The organism is Salinicola lusitanus (assembly GCF_003206045.1).
In the GTDB taxonomy this organism is placed as follows: Bacteria; Pseudomonadota; Gammaproteobacteria; order Pseudomonadales; family Halomonadaceae; genus Salinicola; species Salinicola lusitanus.
This window is the reverse complement of sequence record NZ_PZJM01000002.1, coordinates 178,075-196,146: the sequence shown is the minus strand read 5'-3', so window position 1 is coordinate 196,146 and position 18,072 is coordinate 178,075. Positions and strand designations below refer to the sequence as shown.

Sequence of the window (18,072 nt, the reverse complement as noted above, 5' to 3'; positions counted from 1 at the left end):
TATGGGGTATAGGTGAGGATTCCGAGCACCGCGCAACGCAGCGATTCGCCTGCGCAGGCATTTATGCAGTGCTGCCCCAAACCTCCAGGGAGAGAGACATGGCCGCGAGCCCGACACGTGACGATTTCGACCACTACATGACCCCCAACTATTCGCCGCAGCAGGCGATTCCGGTGCGCGGCGAAGGTAGCCGACTGTGGGATCAGGCGGGCAAGGAGTACATCGATTTCGCCGGCGGTATCGCGGTCAATGCGCTGGGGCATTGCCATCCGGCGCTGGTCGGCGCACTGACCGAGCAGGCCAACAAGCTGTGGCATCTCTCCAACGTCTACACCAACGAGCCGGCCCTGGCGCTGGCCAGGCAGATGGTCGAGCGGACCTTCGCCGACAAGGCGTACTTCTGCTCTTCCGGCGGTGAAGCCAACGAAGCGGCGTTCAAGCTGGCGCGGCGCTGGGCGTTCGACAACTTCGGCGAGCGCAAGCACAAGATCATCTCGTTCAAGCAGGCATTCCACGGTCGCACGCTGTTCACCGTCAGCGTCGGCGGCCAGCCCAAGTACTCCGAGGGCTTCGGTCCGATCCCGGGCGGCATCGTGCATGCCGAATTCAACGATCTCGACAGCGTGCGCGCGCTGATCGACGACGATACCTGCGCCATCGTGGTCGAGCCGATCCAGGGCGAGGGCGGCGTGACGCCGGCGACGCCTGAGTTCATGCGCGGTCTGCGCGAGCTCTGCGACCAGCACCAGGCGCTACTGGTCCTCGACGAGGTGCAGTCCGGCGTCGGCCGCAGCGGCAAGCTCTACACCTACATGCACTACGGCGTGACGCCGGACATCCTGACCTCGGCCAAGGCGCTGGGCGGCGGTTTCCCGATCGGCGCCATGCTGACCACCGATCGAGTGGCGCCATCGCTGGCTGTGGGCACCCATGGTTCCACCTACGGCGGTAACGCGCTGGCCTGCGCGGTGGGTCTGGCGGCGCTGACCACCATCGATACGCCGGAGGTGCTGGCTGGCGTCGAACGTCGCCATCAGCTCTTCCGCGAGCATCTCGAGGTGATCAATCGCAAGTACGGCGTATTCAAGGAGATCCGCGGCATGGGGCTGCTGATCGGTGCCGAGATGAGCGACGACTTCGAGGGTCGCGCGCGGGACATCCTGCCGCTGGCCATCGAACAGGGCCTGATGGTGCTGGTCGCCGGCCCCAACGTGCTGCGCATGGCGCCGTCGCTGGTGATCCCGGAGGCGGATATCCAGGAGGGCATGGCGCGTCTCGAGATTGCCATCGGGCAACTCGTCGAGCCGTCATGATCGATGCCGACGTGGTTTCAGGTGCGATGGAGCAGGCCGCGTCGCGTGGCGTCGGCCACCTGCTGGTGCGTCCGGCCCGGCCGGGCGATCTGGCCGCGATCGAGCGGCTTGCCGGCGGCTCCACCCCCAGGCTGACCAACCTGCCTGCCCATCGCGACCGGCTGGAGGAGCGAATCGCCCGCTCGACCCGCGCACTCTCCCATAACGTCGATTTTCCCGGCGACGAGCTCTACACCTTTGTGCTGGAGGATCGGGATCTGGGCGAGATCGTCGGTACCGCCAGCATTCGGGCCCAGGCGGGAGCGCAGGACGCCTATTACACCTACCGCCAGGAAACCCTGATCCACGCCTCGCAGCAGCTCAACCTGCGCCATGAGGTGCAGACGCTGTCGCTCTCCCACGAGATGTCGGAAGTGTCGCTGCTGTGTGCGCTGTCGCTGGACGCGCGTTACCGCGGCACCAGCGCGGCAACCCTGCTGCGACGGGCCCGGCTGATGTTCATCGCCCAGTACCCCGAACGCTTCGCGGAAACCCTGGGCGTCGCCTTTCCGGGCTATCTGGACGAGGAGGGCGGCTCGCCGTTCTGGAACAGTGTCGGCCGCCACTTCTTCGAGCAGGGCTACCACGAGATCAACCTGCTGGCGGGGGTGCGCTCCAAGAGCTTCATTGCCGAGGTGATGCCGCAGTTTCCGCTCTACCTGCCGCTGCTGACGCCACAGGCCCGGGCCGCGATCGGCCGCGAGCACCCGGCCCACGAGCAGGCGTTGCAGGAGATGCTGGCCGAAGGCTTCGTGCGGTCGCGGCATGTCGATATCTTCGACGCCGGGCCGGTGGTGAGGGGAGAGCGTCAGCGACTGCATACGCTGACCCACTGCGGCTGGCACCCGGTACGGATCCGCCCGGCCGCCTCGCTGCCGGACGCGGAGCCGGCGATGGTGGCCAATCAGCAGCTGGCGGACTTCCGCTGCACCGTGGCCCGCTACGCGCTCACCCCGACCGGCCAACTGCTGCTGTCCGAGGAGCAGGCGGCCCTGCTTGGCGTCGAGGAGGGGCGTGCGGTACTGGTCGCGCCGCTGGCGTTACCCGATGTCGAAGACGCGTTGGACGAGGGAGAACTGTAATGCGCCTGCGACCCATTGGGCACCACGATATCGACGAGCTGCAGGCACTGGCCCAGGAGACCGGGGTCGGTTTCACCTCGCTGCCCAACAGCCGAGAATTCCTGGCCGCCAAGATCGCCAACGCGGTGGCGGCTTTCGAGGGCCGTGTCCCCGAGTCGGAGCGGCTCTATTTCTTCGTACTCGAGGACGAGCAGAACGGCGAGCTGGCCGGATGCTGCGCGATCGAGGCCGAGGTTGGCCGCGAGACACCGTTCTATCACTACCGTGTCGGCAAGCTGGCCCACTCGTCGGTTCAGCTCGACCTGCATCGCACCATCGACACGCTGTTTCTGAGTTCGGATCATACCGGCGACGCCGAGGTGGCATCGCTGTTCCTGCGCCCGGCCTATCGCCGCGATCGCAACGGCACGCTGCTCTCCAAGGCGCGCTGGCTGTTCATGGCGGAGTTCCGAGAATGTTTTCCGGCCAAGGTGCTGGCGGAAATGCGCGGCGTATTCAGCCCCGACGGCGTCAGCCCGTTCTGGGAGAGCCTCGGCAGCCACTTCTTCCCGATGGAGTTCAAGCAGGCCGACCAGCTCACCGGCCTGGGTCAGAAGAGCTTCATCGGCGAACTGATGCCGAAGTACCCGATCTACACGCCGTTTCTGCCACAGGCAGCGCGAGAGTGCATCGGCCAGGTCCACGAGCATACCCGCCCCGCGCTGGAGATGCTCAAGAAGGAGGGGCTGCGCTGGGAAGGCTATATCGACATCTTCGACGGCGGCCCCACGGTCGAGGCCTATATCGACGACGTTCGTGCCATTCGTCACTCCTCCTGCGTCACGGTGGAAGTCGGCGGTGACTCTCTCGCCCAGTCCGAACGCCCCGGTTGGCTGGCCGCGACCACCGGCATGAGCGACTTCCGCTGCAGCTGGATCGGGCGCGGACCCAGCGAGGACCGGGTGATCACGCTCACCGCCGCGGAAGCGGAGCGGCTGAGCGTGACCAGTGGCGATGCGCTGCGGGTGNNTTTCGCGGCTCGCGGCTCGCGGCTTACGGCTTACGGCTCGCGCCTTACCCATGAATCATCAGGAGCGACATATGCACGCCAAACAACAACTGCTGATCGATGGCCGTTGGGTCGACGGCGCCGCCAGGTGTTTCGACAAGCGTGACCCCGTGTCGGGCGACTTGCTGTGGCAGGCCGCGGCGGCGTCTCCCGAGCAGGTCGATGAAGCGATCGCGGCGGCGCGGCGTGCGTTCCCCGGCTGGGGGCATCGGCCATTCGCCGAACGCCAGGCCATCGTCGAGCGCTTCCGGGACGAGCTGGAGGCCAATCGTGAACCGCTGGCCCGGAGCATCGCCTGCGAGACCGGCAAGCCGATCTGGGAGGCGCGCACCGAAGTGGGCGCAATGATCGGCAAGGTCGCGATTTCGCTCACCGCCTACCACGAGCGCACCGGCGAACGCGCCCGCGATGCCAGTGGCACGCGGGCCGTGCTGCGCCATCGCCCTCACGGGGTGCTGGCGGTCTTCGGACCCTACAACTTTCCGGGCCACCTGCCCAATGGGCATATCGTGCCGGCGTTGCTGGCGGGCAACTGCGTGGTGTTCAAGCCCAGTGAGCAGACGCCGATGACCGCCGACCTGACCCTGCAGTGCTGGGAGCGGGCGGGGCTGCCCCCCGGCGTGATCGATCTGGTCCAGGGGGCGGCGGAAGTCGGACAGGCGCTGGCGGGCAGCGCCGCTATCGACGGCCTGCTGTTCACCGGCAGCGCCAAGGTCGGCGGCCTGCTGCACCGCCAGTTCGGCGGCCAGGTCGGCAAGATCCTGGCTCTGGAGCTGGGCGGCAACAACCCGCTGGTGGTCAAGGACGTGCGCGATCTCGATGCGGCGGTGCTGACCGTCGTGCAGTCGGCATTCCTCTCCGGTGGCCAGCGCTGCACCTGTGCCCGCCGCCTGATCGTACCGGCAGGCGAGGCCGGCGATCGACTGGTCGAAAAGCTGGCAAAAACCATGGCCGAACTGCGCGTGGCGGAACCTTTCAGCGAGCCGGCGCCGTTCTACGCCGGACTGGTCAGTCCCCAGGCCGCGGAGGGGTTGCTCGAAGCGCAGCGTGACCTCGAAGCCCGAGGCGGACGTGTGCTGGTGCGGATGCAGTCGCTGCAGGCGGGGACCAGCCTATTGTCACCGGGCTTGGTGGATGTCACCGGCTGCGACGTGCCCGACGAGGAGCATTTCGGTCCGCTGCTCAAGATCCATCGCTACACGGGCTGGGACGAGGCGATCGAACTGGCCAACGACACCCGCTACGGGCTCTCCGCCGGTCTGATCGGCGGCGATCAGACCGACTGGGACGACTTTCTGCTGCGGATTCGCGCCGGCATCGTCAACTGGAATCGCCAGACCACCGGGGCCTCCAGCGACGCGCCCTTCGGCGGCATCGGCGACAGCGGCAACCATCGCCCCAGCGCCTACTACGCGGCGGATTACTGCGCCTATCCGGTCGCCTCGATGGAAGCGGATACGCTGGCCATGCCCGCGGAGCTGCCGCCCGGGGTCACGCTATGAGCGGCGACGGCGTGAAGGACGACGTGCGCGAGGTCAACTTCGACGGCCTGGTCGGACCGACCCACAACTACGCCGGGCTGGCTCACGGCAACGTGGCCTCGATGCGCCATGGCGGGCTCGCCTCCAGCCCCCGCGAGGCGGCACTGCAGGGTCTGGCCAAGATGAAGTCGCTGATGGATGCCGGCTACGCGCAGGGCGTACTGCCGCCCCAGCAGCGCCCGGATCTGGGCGCGCTGCGCTCGCTCGGCTTTGCCGGCAGCAACGCCGAGGTGCTGGCGCGGGCCGGGCGAGAAGCGCCGCAGATCCTGCGGGCGGTCTGCTCGGCCTCGTCGATGTGGACCGCCAACGCGGCGACGATCACGCCGAGTCCCGATGCGCCGGATGGTCGGGTGCACTTCACCCCGGCCAACCTGCAGTCGAGCTTTCATCGCTATCTCGAGCCGGAGACCACGGGCCGCGTGCTGGCCGCCATCTTCCGCGACGAGCGTCATTTCGTGCACCACGCCCAGCTGCCGGCGACGCCCGCCTTCTCCGACGAGGGGGCGGCCAATCACACCCGTTTGTGTGGCGAGTACGGCGAGGCCGGTGTGCATCTGTTCGTCTATGGCCGTCAGGCCTTCGGCGGCGGGCGTGAGCCGCAGCGTTACCCCGCCCGTCAGACCCTCGAGGCGAGCCAGGCGATCGCGCGTCAGCACGGGCTGAGCGATGCCCAGGCGGTCTTCGCCCAGCAGCATCCCGACGCCATCGATGCCGGCGTCTTCCACAACGACGTGATCGCGGTGGGCAACGGGCCGGTGCTGCTCTACCACGAGATGGCGTTTCTCGACGAGGAGAGGACACTGGACGCGCTGCGCGCCAGGATGGCCTCGCCGCTGATCCCGGTGCGGGTACCGAGCGAGGCGATCAGTCTCGAGGATGCGGTCTCGACCTATCTGTTCAATTCGCAGCTACTGTCGAATCCGGATGGCAGCATGACCCTGGTGGTGCCCGGGGAGTGCCAGGAGAACGAGGCGGTGTGGCGCACGATCCAGGATCTGCTGCTGGCGGGCTACAACCCGATCGGCGAGGTCACGGTCAAGGACGTCAAGCAGAGCATGCGCAACGGCGGCGGGCCGGCGTGTCTGCGTCTGCGGGTGGTACTCTCCGCGGCGGAGCGCCGGGCCCTGAACGGTCGGGTGCTGTTGAACGACGCGCTGTATTCGGATCTGGTCGCCTGGGTCGAGCGCCACTACCGCGACAACCTGACCCCGGACGACCTTGCCGACCCGCAGTTGGCCGACGAGACGCTCACTGCACTCGACGAGCTGACCCGGCTGCTGGGTATCGGCAACGTCTATCCGTTTCAACTGGCGCCGTGAGCCGGCCGCTCAGCCTTGTCCCGCGGCGCCACCGACCATGCCGCTGCGCAGGTCGGCGCCACTCTGGCGGTTTCTGACGTGCTGGCTCACCACATCTTCCGGTGAGCCAGCCATCTCCCGGAACATCCCCATGCTGCCCAGCAGGGCGGAAGATTCGTAAGGCACGAACACGCGCTCGCCATCCTTGGCCATGGTCGGCAGCGCCTTGATGTAGCTCTGGCCGAGCAGATAACCCACCACGGTGCGCTTGTTCTCTTCCGTCTCGCCGATGGCATTGAGCACCAGCTTGATCGACTCCTGCTCGCCCTGGGCGCGCAGGATGGCGGACTGCTTGTCGCCTTCGGCATTGAGAATCGACGATTCGCGCTGACCCTGGGCCATGGCGATGGCGGCGGATTTCTCGCCCTCGGCTTCGGTCACCGTGGCGCGGCGTTTACGCTCGGCGGCCATCTGCAGGCGCATGGCGCTCTCGACCTCTTCCGGCATGGCGATGTCCTGCACCTCGACGCGAGAGATCTTGACGCCCCATTTGGACGCGGGCTCTTCCATGGCGGATTGAATCGCGTTGTTGACCTCGGCGCGGGATTCGAACAGCTTGTCGAGCTCCATCTTGCCCACCACCGAACGCAGCGTGGTCTTGGCCAGCACCTCGACGGCCTGGCTCATGTTGGCGACTTCATAGACCGCCCGCTTGGGGTCGATGATCTGGTAGTAGAGCGCGCCGTTGATGGTGACGGTGACGTTGTCGGTAGTCACCACCGGCTGGCCCGGGAAGTCCATCACCGTCTCGCGGCGGTCGATGCGGATCTCGTCGGTGGCGATGGGGTAGTACTCTTCGCCCTGCTTGCGGTAGCGGATCATGCTGATGGCGCGGGGCTGTTCGATGAACGGGATGATGATGTTGATCCCGCTCTCGAGCAGTCGGTTGAAGGAGCCCAGTCGCTCCACCACCATCACCTCCGACTGGCGAACGATCACCAGTCCCTTGACGATGAGCAGCACGCCGATGGCGACGATGATCAGACTGATGATCAGGCCCGGGCTGGCGAGAAGATCCATGAGCGTTACTCCGTAGGACGCTTCAGCGTGACGATGGCTTCGGTGCCGTCGAACCGCTGAAAGATGACCGGACTGCCGAGCGGCAGTTCGGTGGTGTCGGTATCGGCGACTCTCAATCGATAGAAGTCGCCATTGATCTTGAGGCCGGTCGCGCCGTCGAAATCGCGCTTGAGGGTGCGGTACTCGTTGCCCTTCTCGACGCCGGTGCCGGTGGTGCCGTAGTCGACGCCCGGCGGCGAGAACCTCGGCCGGATCACCTTGACGACCAGCGGCAGCAGCACGCCGGCCGCAAACCCCAGCCCGAGCAGCTGCCAGGTCATCGAGGCACCCAGCCAGGCCAGCAGTGCCGCGGTGGCGGCAGCGATCGCCAGCGCCAGCAGCACCAGGGCACCGGAGGCCAGCTCCGCCAACCCCAGCAGCAGGGCGACGGCCAGCCAGACATAAGCCACGTTCCAATCCATATCGGTTCCCGACGCGCGGTGATGGAAGAGAGGAGGTTGCGATAGGCGATCGAAGCCCGATGGGCTGGTTCCCGTCACCGATCGCGGCAGAACGATCCCGAAGTCTGCCCGCATTCGACCGGCCAGCGTATCAGAGATTGCCGACAAGGGCGGTGAGCGTTTGCCGACAGCCTGTCCATCCGGGGAGGTCAGTCGTCTCCCAGCTTGACCATTCTGGGCCGGCCGATCAGTACGCCGGCGACGCTCTGGCCGGCGAGCAGCACGATCAGGAAGATCAACGACAGCTGCCAGTCGCCGCTCAGGCCGTGCAGGGCGCCGAACAGCAGAGGGCCGCTGGCTCCCATCAGGTAGCCAATGCTCTGGGACATCCCCGAGAGCATCGCGGCATGCTGGGGTTGGCGCGTGCGCAGCACGATCATGGTCAGCGCGAAGGCGAAACAGCCGCCCTGGCCGGCGCCCAGCAGTACCGCCCACAGTAGTGGCGAGGCCGCCGGTGCCAGCAGCAGGCCGAACAGCGCCAACGCCACCAGCGAACAGAGCCCGAGCACCAGCAGGCTGTGATGGGTCAGCCGCGAGGCCAGGCGGGCGACGATGTAGCTGCCCGGAATGCTGGTGAGGTTGATCAGCGACAGCATGATCCCGGCGGTCGCCTCGGGGACGCCGGCCTGGATCGCCACCGCCGGCACCCAGGTCTGCAGCGTATAGAAGCTCAGTGACTGGGCGCCCATGAACAGGGTCAGGGTCCACGCCACCGGACTGCGGAACAGACGCGACATTGGCGGCCGACGGGCGGCGGCCGGTGGCTCGGGCCCCAGCGAGAGTGCCATGCGCCACCACACGATGGCGGATCCGATCCCGAAGGCGGCCCACAGCCAGATCGGGGTGGACCAGCTTCCCGAAGCGTTCATCAGCGGAATGGCGCTACCGGCGCTGATCGTGGCGCCAACGCCCATCATCACCGTGTAGAGACCCATGGTACGGCCCAGGCGATCACCGCGATCGCGCTTGACCAGGCTCGGCATGAACACATTGCCGAAGGCGATACCCATCCCCGCGCACAGCGTGCCGAGCAGCATGACCGTCAGGCTCTCGACGCCGCGCATCACGCCGCCGAGAGCGATCAGCGTGATCGCGCAGGCGATGGCGCGATCGAGCCCGACACGGTCGGCGAACCCCGGCGCCAGCGGCGACAGCAGGCCGAAGCAGAGAATCATTCCGGTGGTGAACAGGCTCGCCGTGCCGGCACCGATGGCCAGTGTCCCCATGATCGGTTCGAGCACCGGCCCGATCACCACGATCGGCGCGCGCAAGTTGATCGCCGCCAGGCCGAAGGCCACGAGCCATAGCCAGGCGGGGAGCGATCGAGCAGCAGGGGGAACGGGTCGGGACACGGTTGACGGCCTTCGCTAAATGGGGCGGCATCTTAGCATTTTCCTGCCAAGGGGCGGACCCGACCTTGCGCGAAGCGCCCGGCACAGGCGGCCCGCGGAGATGGCCGAAGTCCGGTGAATCGGGCCTTGCATAAGTAAAGTGATCGTTTTACATTGGAGCCATGGATATTCGCACACGACTGATCGACACCGCCGAGCAGCTCTTCGATCGCCATGGCTTCACCGCCACGGGGATGGACCGGCTGACCCACGGCGCCGGCATCTCCAGCCGCACGCTCTACAAGCATGTCGGCAGCAAGAACCGCCTGCTGGCGATCGTCCTCGACGAGCGCGATCGTCGCTTCATGCGCTCGCTGGCGAGCGCTGTCAGCGTGGATGACCTGTTCGGGGCGCTGGGCGCGTGGTTCGCCGACGAGGGCGCGCGGGGCTGTCTGTTTCTGCGCAGTTGGGCCGAGACCGGCGGCGAGGTGCCGGAAATCGTCGAGGCCATGACGCGTCACAAGGCACGGCTGCGGCAGCGCATCGAAGAGATCGTCGAAGCGGAGACCGGGCGTCGCGACGACGAACTGGCCGAATCGATTCTGCTGCTGGTCGAAGGTGTGACCCACGCCGCGACCTATCGGGGTAGCGCGACCGTGGACGTGGCTCTGCGAGCGGCGCGGCGGCTGGTCGAGGCCGCTATGGTCTGACCGCAGGAGATTGTCCTCTCCGGCTCGATGCCGGCGGCTGTGTCACGAGTGTAGGGAAAACGATCATTTTACATCGAGGCTGTCGTCTGGGCTCGTCGCTCGAGCCGGATTCGGTAGCCAGGGAGAAGAGCATCATGACCCACCAGGAACGTCGACTGATCGTCGCGGGGACGCTACTGATCGGTGTGAGCTACGGTCTGGCACGCTTCGCCTACGGCCTGTTCCTGCCCAGCATGCGCGAGGATGTCGGGTTGAATTCGACAATGGCGGGGGCCATCGGCAGCGGTGCCTACGTGGGCTACTGTTTCGCCATCGTGATCAGCGCGCTACTGGTGGAGCGGCTCGGCGCTCGAGCCATGGCCGTTGCCGCGGCCCTGGTCGCCGCGACGGGAATGGCGGTCATCTCCGTCAGCACCAGCGCGCTGTGGCTGGCCGGCGCCATCCTGCTGGCGGGAGCCAGCACCGGGCTGGCATCGCCACCCATGGCCCAGGCCGTCTCGAGTTCGATCGCAACCGACCGCCAGGGCCGGGCCAATACCGTCATCAATGCCGGCACCAGCCTCGGCGTCGCCATCTCCGGCCCGGTGGCGTTTATCGCCACGGGACAGTGGCGCATCGCCTACGCCGCTTTTGCGGTGACCGCGTTGCTCAACGCCGTGCTGTTGTTCGTCAGCGTGCCGCGTTCCGGGACAGGCGAAGCACGTGGCGACACTGCCTCGGAGGCAGCGGGCAGGTCGAACCGAGGAGGCGTGCAACGGGACTCGGCCTGGCGCGTGATGGTGGCCGCGATGGGCATGGGCATTGCCAGTGCCGCCTACTGGACCTTCTCGAGCGAGGCGCTGCTCACGCGGGGGCAGTTCTCCCAGGCGCTGGCCAACAGCGTCTGGATTCTGATTGGCGTCGCCGGTCTGGTCGGTGGCCTTGCCGGGGATCTCGTCAACCGCTTCGGTATCAATGGGGTGCACCGGGCAACGCTGGCCGCGCTGGCACTTGCGCTGTCGCTGCTCGCGCTGATGCCCTCGAGCCTGCCGGCCGCCCTGGGGTCAGGTGCCCTGTTCGGGGCGAGCTACATCATGCTGACGGGGATCTATCTGGTCTGGGGCGTGCGCCTCTACAGTGACCGTCCCGCCATCGGGCTCGGCTTGCCGTTCCTGATGATCGCGGCGGGCCAGATCGTCGGTTCGCCACTCGCGGGCTATCTGATCGGCAACCACGGCTACGCCTTCTGTTTCATCGTCTTCGCGTCGATCGCATTGGCGACGATGCTGATCGGCTACCGGCCCGGCCGCGGGGGACAGGTCGATGCCGCGCCGAAAACGACGGTATCGAGCCGACCGGACACGCCGCTGCAACACTTCTATCTGCCCGCCATGCCGCCACTGGGACTGATCGACAAGATCGGCCGTCTCGCGCGTCGTGGGTCGGGACGCTGATGAGGTGCTTGAGGCCCAGGCGCGTGATGCATCTCGACGCGTGGCACATCACCGTGAGACATCCAGCTCGATCGCGGCCGGCAGCGGTGTCAACCGGCTCTCGCTACCGGCCGCACCTTCGGTCAGCATGGCGACCAGCTCCCGAGTGGTGGAGTGACGGGTCAGCATCAACGCCGTGACCTCGCCGTCGAGTGTCCTCGTGGCATGCCAGCAGCCGGGATGCATCGATACGCCCAGGCCCTGAGGCAGCCGAAAGGCCTTCAGCGAATCGATATCCGGACCGCCGTCGTGATCGAGACAGACGATCTGCACCAGATCGCCGCCATGGATCGGCACGACGGCCTGATGGGTCAGCCGATGCATCTCCAGCTTGTCGATGCGCGATGAGTCATCGCGATAGTGCACCCAGAGCACTTCAGCGGGGCCGCCATCGATGCCGGTGTCGAAGCTGAGCTGGTGGACGAAATCGCTGGCTGTCGAGCGATATCCCGGCTCGCCTTCGGCAAGATCGGCGGGCCACCCCATCACATCGCCATATGGCGCGAACGACGTCGGCGAGAGTGCGTCGATCGGCAGCGTCCTGACGTTCATGCACTGTCCTCAACGGGATCGATCGGTGCCTTGCAGCATCGCTTCCACCACGCAGGCATGCTGCAGCAGAGCGTCATCGTCGCCCTGGGGGCGCGATAGCATCAGGCCGATGGGGAGCTCGGCGCCGGTGGCGAGGTAGGGCAGCGAGATCGAGGCCGCGTCGAGATAGTTGAAGACGCTGGTATTGCGCAGCGCCAGCCGGTTGGCGCGCTGGAAGGCGGCGGCGTCGTTCTCGAGCGCAGCGCGTCTCGGGGGCAGCGTGGCGACGGTGGGCAGCAGCACCGCATCGAAGCCGGCCATCTCCTGTTCAAAGCGCTGCTGCCAGCCCGCTCTTGGCCACAGGCGCTGCAGGTAATCGGCGGCGCTGATGTCCCGGCCGCCCTTCAGGCGTTCGGCGATCAAGGGGTCGTAGTCGGCCTCGGCGCGGGCGAGCTGCTCGCGGTGCAGCGCGGCCGCTTCCGGCACCACCAGACCACCCTGCTGGTTGATCGCCAGCGCCGCGTCGACGGCCGCGAACGGTAGGCGTTCGACGTGACACCCACTGGCTTCGAGGACAGCGACGGCCTCCGCGAAGCCGTCGCGAACCGCATCATCGAGCTCGCTCATCAGGCCGCCTTCGGCGATCGCCAACCGTAGCGGCCGCGGCGTGGCATCCAGCGCCGGCAGCGGCCGCTCGGCCAGAATCGACCAGAGGCTGGCGCAGCACGCGACGCTGGGCGCGATCGGACCCACGCAGTCGAGGCTCGGCGCGAGCGGGTAAGCCCCTTCACCGGGCACGCTGGCCTGGCTCGGCTTGAAGCCGGTCAGGCCGCAGAACGCCGCCGGGATCCTGAGCGAACCGCCGGTATCGCTGCCCAGCGTGGCGGCGGCGAGGCCGAAGGCGACCGAGGCCGCGCCGCCCGAGGTCGAACCGCCGGTGATGCGTTCGTCATCGAACGGATTGGGGGGCGTGCCGTAGTGTCGATTGAGGCCGAGCCCCGAGAATGCGAATTCGCTCATGTTGGTACGCCCGGTCAGCAGCGCCCCGGCACGGCGCAGACGCTGGACCGCCGGCGCATCGTGGCTGGCCGGTGGATTGCCACCCAGCACGCGGGAGGCGGCCCGGGTCAGCTCGCCCTGGACGTCGAACAGATCCTTGATGCTGATCGGCACACCCGCCAGAGGTTGGGTGGGGTCGACCCGCGCCAACCGGTCCGTCAGCTTGTCGGCATCGAATTCGAGATAGGCCGTAGCGGTGACCGCAGCCTGTGAGCGGGCTCGCTCGACCAGGGCCTCCAGCGCCTGGGCGGAGGTGAAGTCGCCGCTGTCGATGGCCGCCTGCCAGTCGTGCAGGCGGCGTTGGCCGGCAGGCCGCGCCCAGAATGCGCGAGCGGCATCCTGTGGCGTCTGTGGCGAGCTCATTGCGCGACCTCGAGCTCGATGACGGTATAGCTATGGCTCAGGCGGCGATTCAGCACGGGGTCGGTGAGCGTCATCGAGAAGCGCGGGCTGGGTCGGATACCGCCGATGGCCGGTACCGTGCCGCACAGCAGCAGCGTGTTGGGGGCCAGCGATTCGCCCTGCTTGAGTGCGGCCGGCAGCTTGGCCAGCAGCGTGTCGACGTCCAGCAGCTCGGCCAGCGTGCCCTGCTGATAGGTGACGACCTGGCCGTTCTCTTCGATCTCACTGGCCAGTTCCAGCGCATCCCAATGCTCGCGGATGGCCGCCAGCGGCCAGGCCTGTCGGGCGACCGGCTTGGCGCAGAGCTGCTTGGACTCGGCGACACCGACCGCCTCGAGTTTACGATCGGTGTGATCGGAGGCGAGCGTCACCCACAGTCGGCCATCTTCGTCGCTGACCAGGCAGACCTCGGCTTCGCCGGAGCCGTCGCCGCCGAGCATCTCGACGTTCTCCGCCTGGGTCAGCAGTTGCGCACTGGCGCGATAGAACAGCGGTACGCTGGAGGGCGGCTTGACGCCGATGGCGGCCAGCTCGTCGATGTGATGTTGCACGTTCGCCTGATCGCGGCCTGCCCAGCCGGCGATCGCCAGTCGTTGCGGCGTGACGGTGAGCGTGTTCTCGGGGGTATCGAAAGTCAGCATGAGCGGTTCCTGAGTTGTCGTTGGAGCAGACATCGGCGTCGAGTGCCGCGAGTCATCGATGACGCAATGCATCGACGACGCGGCGGATCAGAGCGAGTTCGGCAGCCACAGGGCGATGCCGGGGAACAGGATCAGCAGCACGGCCATCACCACCATGGCGGCAATGAACGGCAGCGTGCCGACGATCACGTCGGAGAACGGCTTGCCGCGCCGGGCTGCCTGCACGATGTAGAGGTTGAGACCGACCGGAGGGGTGATCAGCGCCATCTCGACGAACAGGATCATCACCACGCCGAACCACACCTTGTCGAAGCCCGCGGCGAACAGCAGGGGCGCGATGATCGGCAGCGTGATCACCATCATCGACAGCGTCTCGATGAAGAAACCGAGAACCACCAGCAGCGCCAGCACGCAGAGCAGCAGCGCCATCGGCGACAGGTCCAGTTGCGTCAGCAGCTGCGTCAGCTGGCCGGAGAGGCCCGCCGAGGCGAGCGCGAAGTTGAGAAACGAGGCCGCCAGCATGATGAACAGGATCATCGAGGTGGTGCGCACGGTGTTGTCGAGCGCTTCGGTCAGCATGCGCCAGTCCAGCCGCCGGTTGAACGCGGCGAGAATCAGCGCGACCACCACGCCGATGGCGGCGGCTTCGGTGGGCGTCGCCCAGCCGGTGTAGATCGAGCCGACGATGGCGACGAACAGGATCAGCAGCGGCAGCAGGAACTTCAGATGACGCAAACGCTCAGGCCAGCTCGAGCGACGGCGTGGCCCGCCCAGCGACGGCTTGAAAGCGCAGAACAGGATCGCCGTCAGCATGAACAGGCCGGTCAGCAGCAGCCCCGGCAGCAGCCCGGCCACGAACAGCTTGGGGATCGAGGTCTCGGTCAGGAAGCCGTAGACGATCAGGTTGATCGATGGCGGGATCAGGATGCCCAGCGTGCCGCCGGCGGCGATACTGCCGCAGAAGAGCCGCGGGTGATAGCCGAGCTTGTCGCCCTGCGGCAGCGCCACGGTGGAGATCGTCGCCGCGGTGGCCACGGAGGAGCCCGAGGTCGCGGAGAACAGCATCGAGGTCATCACGTTGGCATGCAGCAGGCCGCCGGGCAGCCAGGAGAGCCAGTGATCCATGGCGCGATAGGCGCGCTCGGCGATCCCCGCGCGGACGATGATCTCGCCCATCAGCACGAACAGCGGAATCGCGATCAGCAGAAAGGAGTCCGCCGCCGACCACAGGTTCTGGCCGAGCGCCCGCATCAGCGGGAAGAACGAGAAGAACTGATCGACGCCGAAGGCGAGCAGGAACAGCGTGATGGCGACCGGGATGCCGGTCAGCAGCAGCGCCAGAATCCCGATGGAGAGATAGGCGAGCATCAGGGTTTTCCTCCTGTCGCGGCGTTGTCGTGCGCGCGGGCTTCGAGCTCGTTGGACTCGAACGGGTCGGCCTCGTGGCCCATGCCGATCAGCGTGCGAACCGTGGCGCTATCGCCGCCGGCCGCCGCCAGCAGGGCGCGAATCGCCAGCACCGCCGCCGCCAGGGCAAACCAGGTGTAGCCCAACACCCACACCAGCTGCGGTATCCACAGCGGCGTCGACAGCGGCGTATTGGCGGTGGTGTGGTTGGCGAGTGACCCCGAGAACACCGGCCAGGCGTGGATGACGATCATCCAGCCGACCAGATTGACGGCGAGTATCGAGAGCAGGTCGAGCGCCGCACGGGCGGCGATCGGCAGCTTCGAGTAGCCGACATCGATGCGGATATGGGCACGTTCGACCAGCGTGTGCGAGAGCCCCCAGGCCGAGAGAACGGCGAGGACATAACCGGCATACTCCTGGACGCCTTCGAAGGAGCGGCCCAGCAGTTTGCGGCTGACCACTTCCATGATGACCATCGCGACGACGGCCAGCAGCAGCAGGCCGATGAGCCGAGCGGCCCAGCGCGAGACGAGGCGGACGACGCGCACGAGCGCGTCGAACAGAGAGACGAGAGCGAGCATGTTGGATACCTGCCGACGGGCAAGGGCCGAGCACTGACGTGCCCGGCCCTGCGATCCATTTACTTGACGATGGGGAGGGCGACGAGGGGAGCGACGTTCTCGTTCCACAGCGAGATCGTTTCGTCATCGATCCGCGAGGCCCAGCTCGGCAGGACCGCACTGACCAGCGCCTGATGGGCGCGCTCGCGGTCGGCGTCGGTCACCTCGACCAGTGTCATGTCGCCCGGCTTGCCGTGCTCGCACTCGCCATTGCCGGTCAGGCAGGCGATGCCCTGCTGCTCGTCCTTGGCCAGGTTGTTCCACACCGGATCGATGAAGCCGGGTACGATCTGGCTCTCGATGGTCTGCTTGGTCTCGTCGTCGAGCGAGTTCCAGGTGTCGTCACTGACCGCCGTGATGACCGTATCCCAGCCGCCGATGGGGAGAGGCAGCAAATAGTCGGCGACATCCTGCCAGCCGGAGTTGTAGCCGGAGAGCGAGCCGGTGACGGCACAGTCGATCACCCCGCGCTCCAGCGCGCCGGGCACTTCGTTGAAGGCCATGACCGTGCTCTGGGCGCCGATGGCGGAGAGGAACTCCGCCGTGGTGCGGCCGCTGGCGCGGACCTTCTTGCCCTGCAGGTCGCCGAGGCCCTTGATCGGCGTGTTGCAGAACACCACCTGCGGCGTGTTGGGCGCGATCGCCAGCACGTGCGCATTGTAGTGAGACTGCATCGTTCTCTCGGCGATCGGCATGAACGCCTCGCTGACCTCGCGGGCCTTCTCGGGATCGGTGGTCATCATCGGCAGGTCGAGACCTTCCAGTGCCGGCGCCTCGCCGCCGACGTAGTCGGAGAAGGTCATGCCGACATTGAACAGGCCGTTCTTCAGGTAGGTGAAGACATCGCTGCCTTCGATACCCATCTGATCGAAGGTCGTCATCTGGACCTGGATCTGGCCATCGCTCGCCTTGGGCAGGGTCTCGGTCCAGAACGGCTTCTCGAAGTTCTTGTGCAGGGAGACCGCGCTCCAGGTACCGACGACGTTGAGGCTGGTGTCGGCGGCGGCGCCCTGGGCAAGGCCGACAGTCAGGGCGGAGAGCGTGAGGCCAAACAGTGTCTTCTTCATGGGAGTCTCGCTTGTTGAGGTTGTTTTACGAGTCTTCGGCAGGCGCGAGCGGCGTGACCGCCGCGATATCGCCGCTACCGATACTTCAGACGATAGTTGGGGATGTCGGTAATCAGCATATGACCGGGGGCGTGGGCCATGGCGAAGGGTAGCTTCGCATTCATCAGCGCGATCTGCGGTGTCACGCCGCAGGCCCAGAACACCGGGATGTCGCCGGCTTCCATCACCGGGGCATCGCCGAAGTCCGGCCGGTGGATATCGTCGATGCCGATCAGCTCCGGTCGCGCCAGATGCAGGGGCGCGCCGTGAACGCTGGGCATGTCGGTGGTGATCTGCACGGCGCGGATGGCATCGGCCGGCGACATGGCGCGCATCGACACGACGTAGCTGCCGTGGAACGGGCCGGCGGGAATCAGCGGAATGCGGGTCCGGTACATCGGCACGATGGTCCGCGCGGCCATGTGGCGAACCGGCACGCCCTCGGCGAGCAGCGACTCCTCGAACGAGAACGAGCAGCCGATCGAGAAGGTGACCAGGTCGTCGCGCCAGCGGGAGACGAGGTCGGCCGGCTCGTCGACCAGTTCGCCATGTTCGTAGACGCGATAGCGCGGCACGTCGGTGCGTAGGTCGATCGACTCTCCCAGGGCCTGCGGATGAAAGCTGCCCGGTTCGCTGACGTCGAGCACCGGACAGGCGGCGCGATTGGCCATGCAGAAACGCAGGAAGTCGGCGGCGTAGGTGTCGGGGATGATGACCAGATTGGCCTGGGCGAAACCGTTGGCGATACCGGTGGTGGTGGTGGGCCAGTCGCCGCGGCGGATGGCGGCGCGCGCCTCGGCCGGAGAGACGGTGGCGTCGAGAGAGGTCATGTCGTCGATCCTGGTTGTCATTGTCGTGGCAGTCTTGGCCGGCAGAACCGGGCGCCGCC

Annotated in this window: 16 protein-coding genes and 1 pseudogene; 7 read left to right on the top strand and 10 right to left on the bottom strand. The window is 66.9% G+C overall.

Features of this window, described 5'->3' with window-relative positions; translation table 11 throughout:
• Window positions 1–98 precede the first annotated feature (98 nt).
• The 5 genes and pseudogenes from DOM45_RS02710 (at window position 99) to astB (ending at window position 6,342) form a co-directional block, all read left to right on the top strand.
• Window positions 99–1,313, top strand: coding sequence for an aspartate aminotransferase family protein (locus tag DOM45_RS02710; RefSeq protein ID WP_110597983.1), 1,215 nt, complete (start codon window positions 99–101; stop codon window positions 1,311–1,313).
• A 26-nt stretch (window positions 1,314–1,339) separates the two neighbouring features.
• Complete coding sequence (locus DOM45_RS02705) at window positions 1,340–2,434, top strand: arginine N-succinyltransferase (protein WP_110598191.1); 1,095 nt, start codon at window positions 1,340–1,342, stop codon at window positions 2,432–2,434.
• A pseudogene (gene astA, locus DOM45_RS02700) lies at window positions 2,434–3,441 on the top strand (arginine N-succinyltransferase); the annotation flags it as partial. The gene DOM45_RS02705 and the pseudogene astA, both read left to right, overlap by 1 nt.
• A 73-nt stretch (window positions 3,442–3,514) precedes the next feature.
• On the top strand, window positions 3,515–4,984 hold the full coding sequence (gene astD / locus DOM45_RS02695) for a succinylglutamate-semialdehyde dehydrogenase (RefSeq protein ID WP_110597981.1): 1,470 nt from the start codon (window positions 3,515–3,517) through the stop codon (window positions 4,982–4,984).
• Window positions 4,981–6,342: an N-succinylarginine dihydrolase gene (astB, locus tag DOM45_RS02690; RefSeq protein WP_110597980.1), complete on the top strand. Its 1,362-nt coding sequence runs from the start codon at window positions 4,981–4,983 to the stop codon at window positions 6,340–6,342. Before astD ends, astB begins: the two co-directional genes overlap by 4 nt.
• 9 nt (window positions 6,343–6,351) lie before the next feature.
• Here the strand turns inward: astB and DOM45_RS02685 are convergent, their stop codons facing one another.
• From DOM45_RS02685 to DOM45_RS02675, 3 genes are all read right to left on the bottom strand, one after another.
• On the bottom strand, window positions 6,352–7,401 hold the full coding sequence (locus DOM45_RS02685) for an SPFH domain-containing protein (RefSeq protein ID WP_110597979.1): 1,050 nt from the start codon (window positions 7,399–7,401) through the stop codon (window positions 6,352–6,354).
• 5 nt (window positions 7,402–7,406) lie between these two features.
• Window positions 7,407–7,862: a nodulation efficiency, NfeD-like protein gene (locus DOM45_RS02680; protein ID WP_110597978.1), complete on the bottom strand. Its 456-nt coding sequence runs from the start codon at window positions 7,860–7,862 to the stop codon at window positions 7,407–7,409.
• Window positions 7,863–8,050: 188 nt separating this feature from the next.
• Entirely contained in the window at window positions 8,051–9,253 is a 1,203-nt protein-coding gene (locus tag DOM45_RS02675; RefSeq protein WP_110597977.1) for a CynX/NimT family MFS transporter, read from the bottom strand.
• 161 nt (window positions 9,254–9,414) lie between these two features.
• Between DOM45_RS02675 and DOM45_RS02670 the strand changes: the two genes are divergently transcribed.
• Window positions 9,415–9,942, top strand: coding sequence for a TetR/AcrR family transcriptional regulator (locus tag DOM45_RS02670; RefSeq protein WP_110597976.1), 528 nt, complete (start codon window positions 9,415–9,417; stop codon window positions 9,940–9,942).
• 134 nt (window positions 9,943–10,076) lie between these two features.
• A complete protein-coding gene (locus DOM45_RS02665) occupies window positions 10,077–11,375 on the top strand; it encodes an MFS transporter (protein ID WP_110597975.1) in 1,299 nt (432 codons plus the stop codon).
• 48 nt (window positions 11,376–11,423) lie between these two features.
• On the opposite strand, the gene DOM45_RS02660 is transcribed toward DOM45_RS02665, so the two are convergent.
• From DOM45_RS02660 to DOM45_RS02630, 7 genes are all read right to left on the bottom strand, one after another.
• Complete coding sequence (locus tag DOM45_RS02660; protein WP_110597974.1) at window positions 11,424–11,966, bottom strand: ureidoglycolate lyase; 543 nt, start codon at window positions 11,964–11,966, stop codon at window positions 11,424–11,426.
• A 9-nt stretch (window positions 11,967–11,975) separates the two neighbouring features.
• Window positions 11,976–13,367, bottom strand: coding sequence for an amidase (locus DOM45_RS02655; RefSeq protein ID WP_110597973.1), 1,392 nt, complete (start codon window positions 13,365–13,367; stop codon window positions 11,976–11,978).
• Window positions 13,364–14,047 carry a DUF2848 domain-containing protein gene (locus DOM45_RS02650; protein WP_110597972.1) on the bottom strand — a complete coding sequence of 228 codons (684 nt, stop codon included), beginning with the start codon at window positions 14,045–14,047 and terminating at the stop codon, window positions 13,364–13,366. The genes DOM45_RS02655 and DOM45_RS02650 overlap by 4 nt, the downstream gene beginning before the upstream one ends.
• 87 nt (window positions 14,048–14,134) lie before the next feature.
• The gene (locus tag DOM45_RS02645; RefSeq protein WP_110597971.1) at window positions 14,135–15,415 is read right to left on the bottom strand and encodes a TRAP transporter large permease; all 1,281 of its coding nucleotides are present in this window, start codon (window positions 15,413–15,415) and stop codon (window positions 14,135–14,137) included.
• A complete protein-coding gene (locus DOM45_RS02640; protein ID WP_110597970.1) occupies window positions 15,415–16,038 on the bottom strand; it encodes a TRAP transporter small permease subunit in 624 nt (207 codons plus the stop codon). Before DOM45_RS02640 ends, DOM45_RS02645 begins: the two co-directional genes overlap by 1 nt.
• 59 nt (window positions 16,039–16,097) lie before the next feature.
• Window positions 16,098–17,144 (bottom strand): TRAP transporter substrate-binding protein, encoded by a 1,047-nt coding sequence (locus DOM45_RS02635; protein ID WP_110597969.1) that lies wholly within the window; start codon window positions 17,142–17,144, stop codon window positions 16,098–16,100.
• A gap of 74 nt (window positions 17,145–17,218) precedes the next feature.
• Entirely contained in the window at window positions 17,219–18,013 is a 795-nt protein-coding gene (locus DOM45_RS02630; protein WP_110597968.1) for a putative hydro-lyase, read from the bottom strand.
• Window positions 18,014–18,072 lie beyond the last annotated feature (59 nt).

What these genes read in the sequence shown, in the direction of transcription:
- DOM45_RS02710 (WP_110597983.1), top strand. Translation starts at nt 99, where the DNA reads ATGGCCGCGAGCCCGACACGTGACGATTTCGACCACTACATGACCCCC.
- DOM45_RS02630 (WP_110597968.1), bottom strand. Translation starts at nt 18,013, where the DNA reads ATGACCTCTCTCGACGCCACCGTCTCTCCGGCCGAGGCGCGCGCCGCC.
- DOM45_RS02650 (WP_110597972.1), bottom strand. Translation starts at nt 14,047, where the DNA reads ATGCTGACTTTCGATACCCCCGAGAACACGCTCACCGTCACGCCGCAA.
- DOM45_RS02665 (WP_110597975.1), top strand. Translation starts at nt 10,077, where the DNA reads ATGACCCACCAGGAACGTCGACTGATCGTCGCGGGGACGCTACTGATC.
- DOM45_RS02655 (WP_110597973.1), bottom strand. Translation starts at nt 13,367, where the DNA reads ATGAGCTCGCCACAGACGCCACAGGATGCCGCTCGCGCATTCTGGGCG.
- DOM45_RS02660 (WP_110597974.1), bottom strand. Translation starts at nt 11,966, where the DNA reads ATGAACGTCAGGACGCTGCCGATCGACGCACTCTCGCCGACGTCGTTC.
- DOM45_RS02670 (WP_110597976.1), top strand. Translation starts at nt 9,415, where the DNA reads ATGGATATTCGCACACGACTGATCGACACCGCCGAGCAGCTCTTCGAT.
- DOM45_RS02635 (WP_110597969.1), bottom strand. Translation starts at nt 17,144, where the DNA reads ATGAAGAAGACACTGTTTGGCCTCACGCTCTCCGCCCTGACTGTCGGC.
- DOM45_RS02645 (WP_110597971.1), bottom strand. Translation starts at nt 15,415, where the DNA reads ATGCTCGCCTATCTCTCCATCGGGATTCTGGCGCTGCTGCTGACCGGC.
- astB (WP_110597980.1), top strand. Translation starts at nt 4,981, where the DNA reads ATGAGCGGCGACGGCGTGAAGGACGACGTGCGCGAGGTCAACTTCGAC.
- DOM45_RS02685 (WP_110597979.1), bottom strand. Translation starts at nt 7,401, where the DNA reads ATGGATCTTCTCGCCAGCCCGGGCCTGATCATCAGTCTGATCATCGTC.
- DOM45_RS02680 (WP_110597978.1), bottom strand. Translation starts at nt 7,862, where the DNA reads ATGGATTGGAACGTGGCTTATGTCTGGCTGGCCGTCGCCCTGCTGCTG.
- astD (WP_110597981.1), top strand. Translation starts at nt 3,515, where the DNA reads ATGCACGCCAAACAACAACTGCTGATCGATGGCCGTTGGGTCGACGGC.
- DOM45_RS02705 (WP_110598191.1), top strand. Translation starts at nt 1,340, where the DNA reads ATGGAGCAGGCCGCGTCGCGTGGCGTCGGCCACCTGCTGGTGCGTCCG.
- DOM45_RS02640 (WP_110597970.1), bottom strand. Translation starts at nt 16,038, where the DNA reads ATGCTCGCTCTCGTCTCTCTGTTCGACGCGCTCGTGCGCGTCGTCCGC.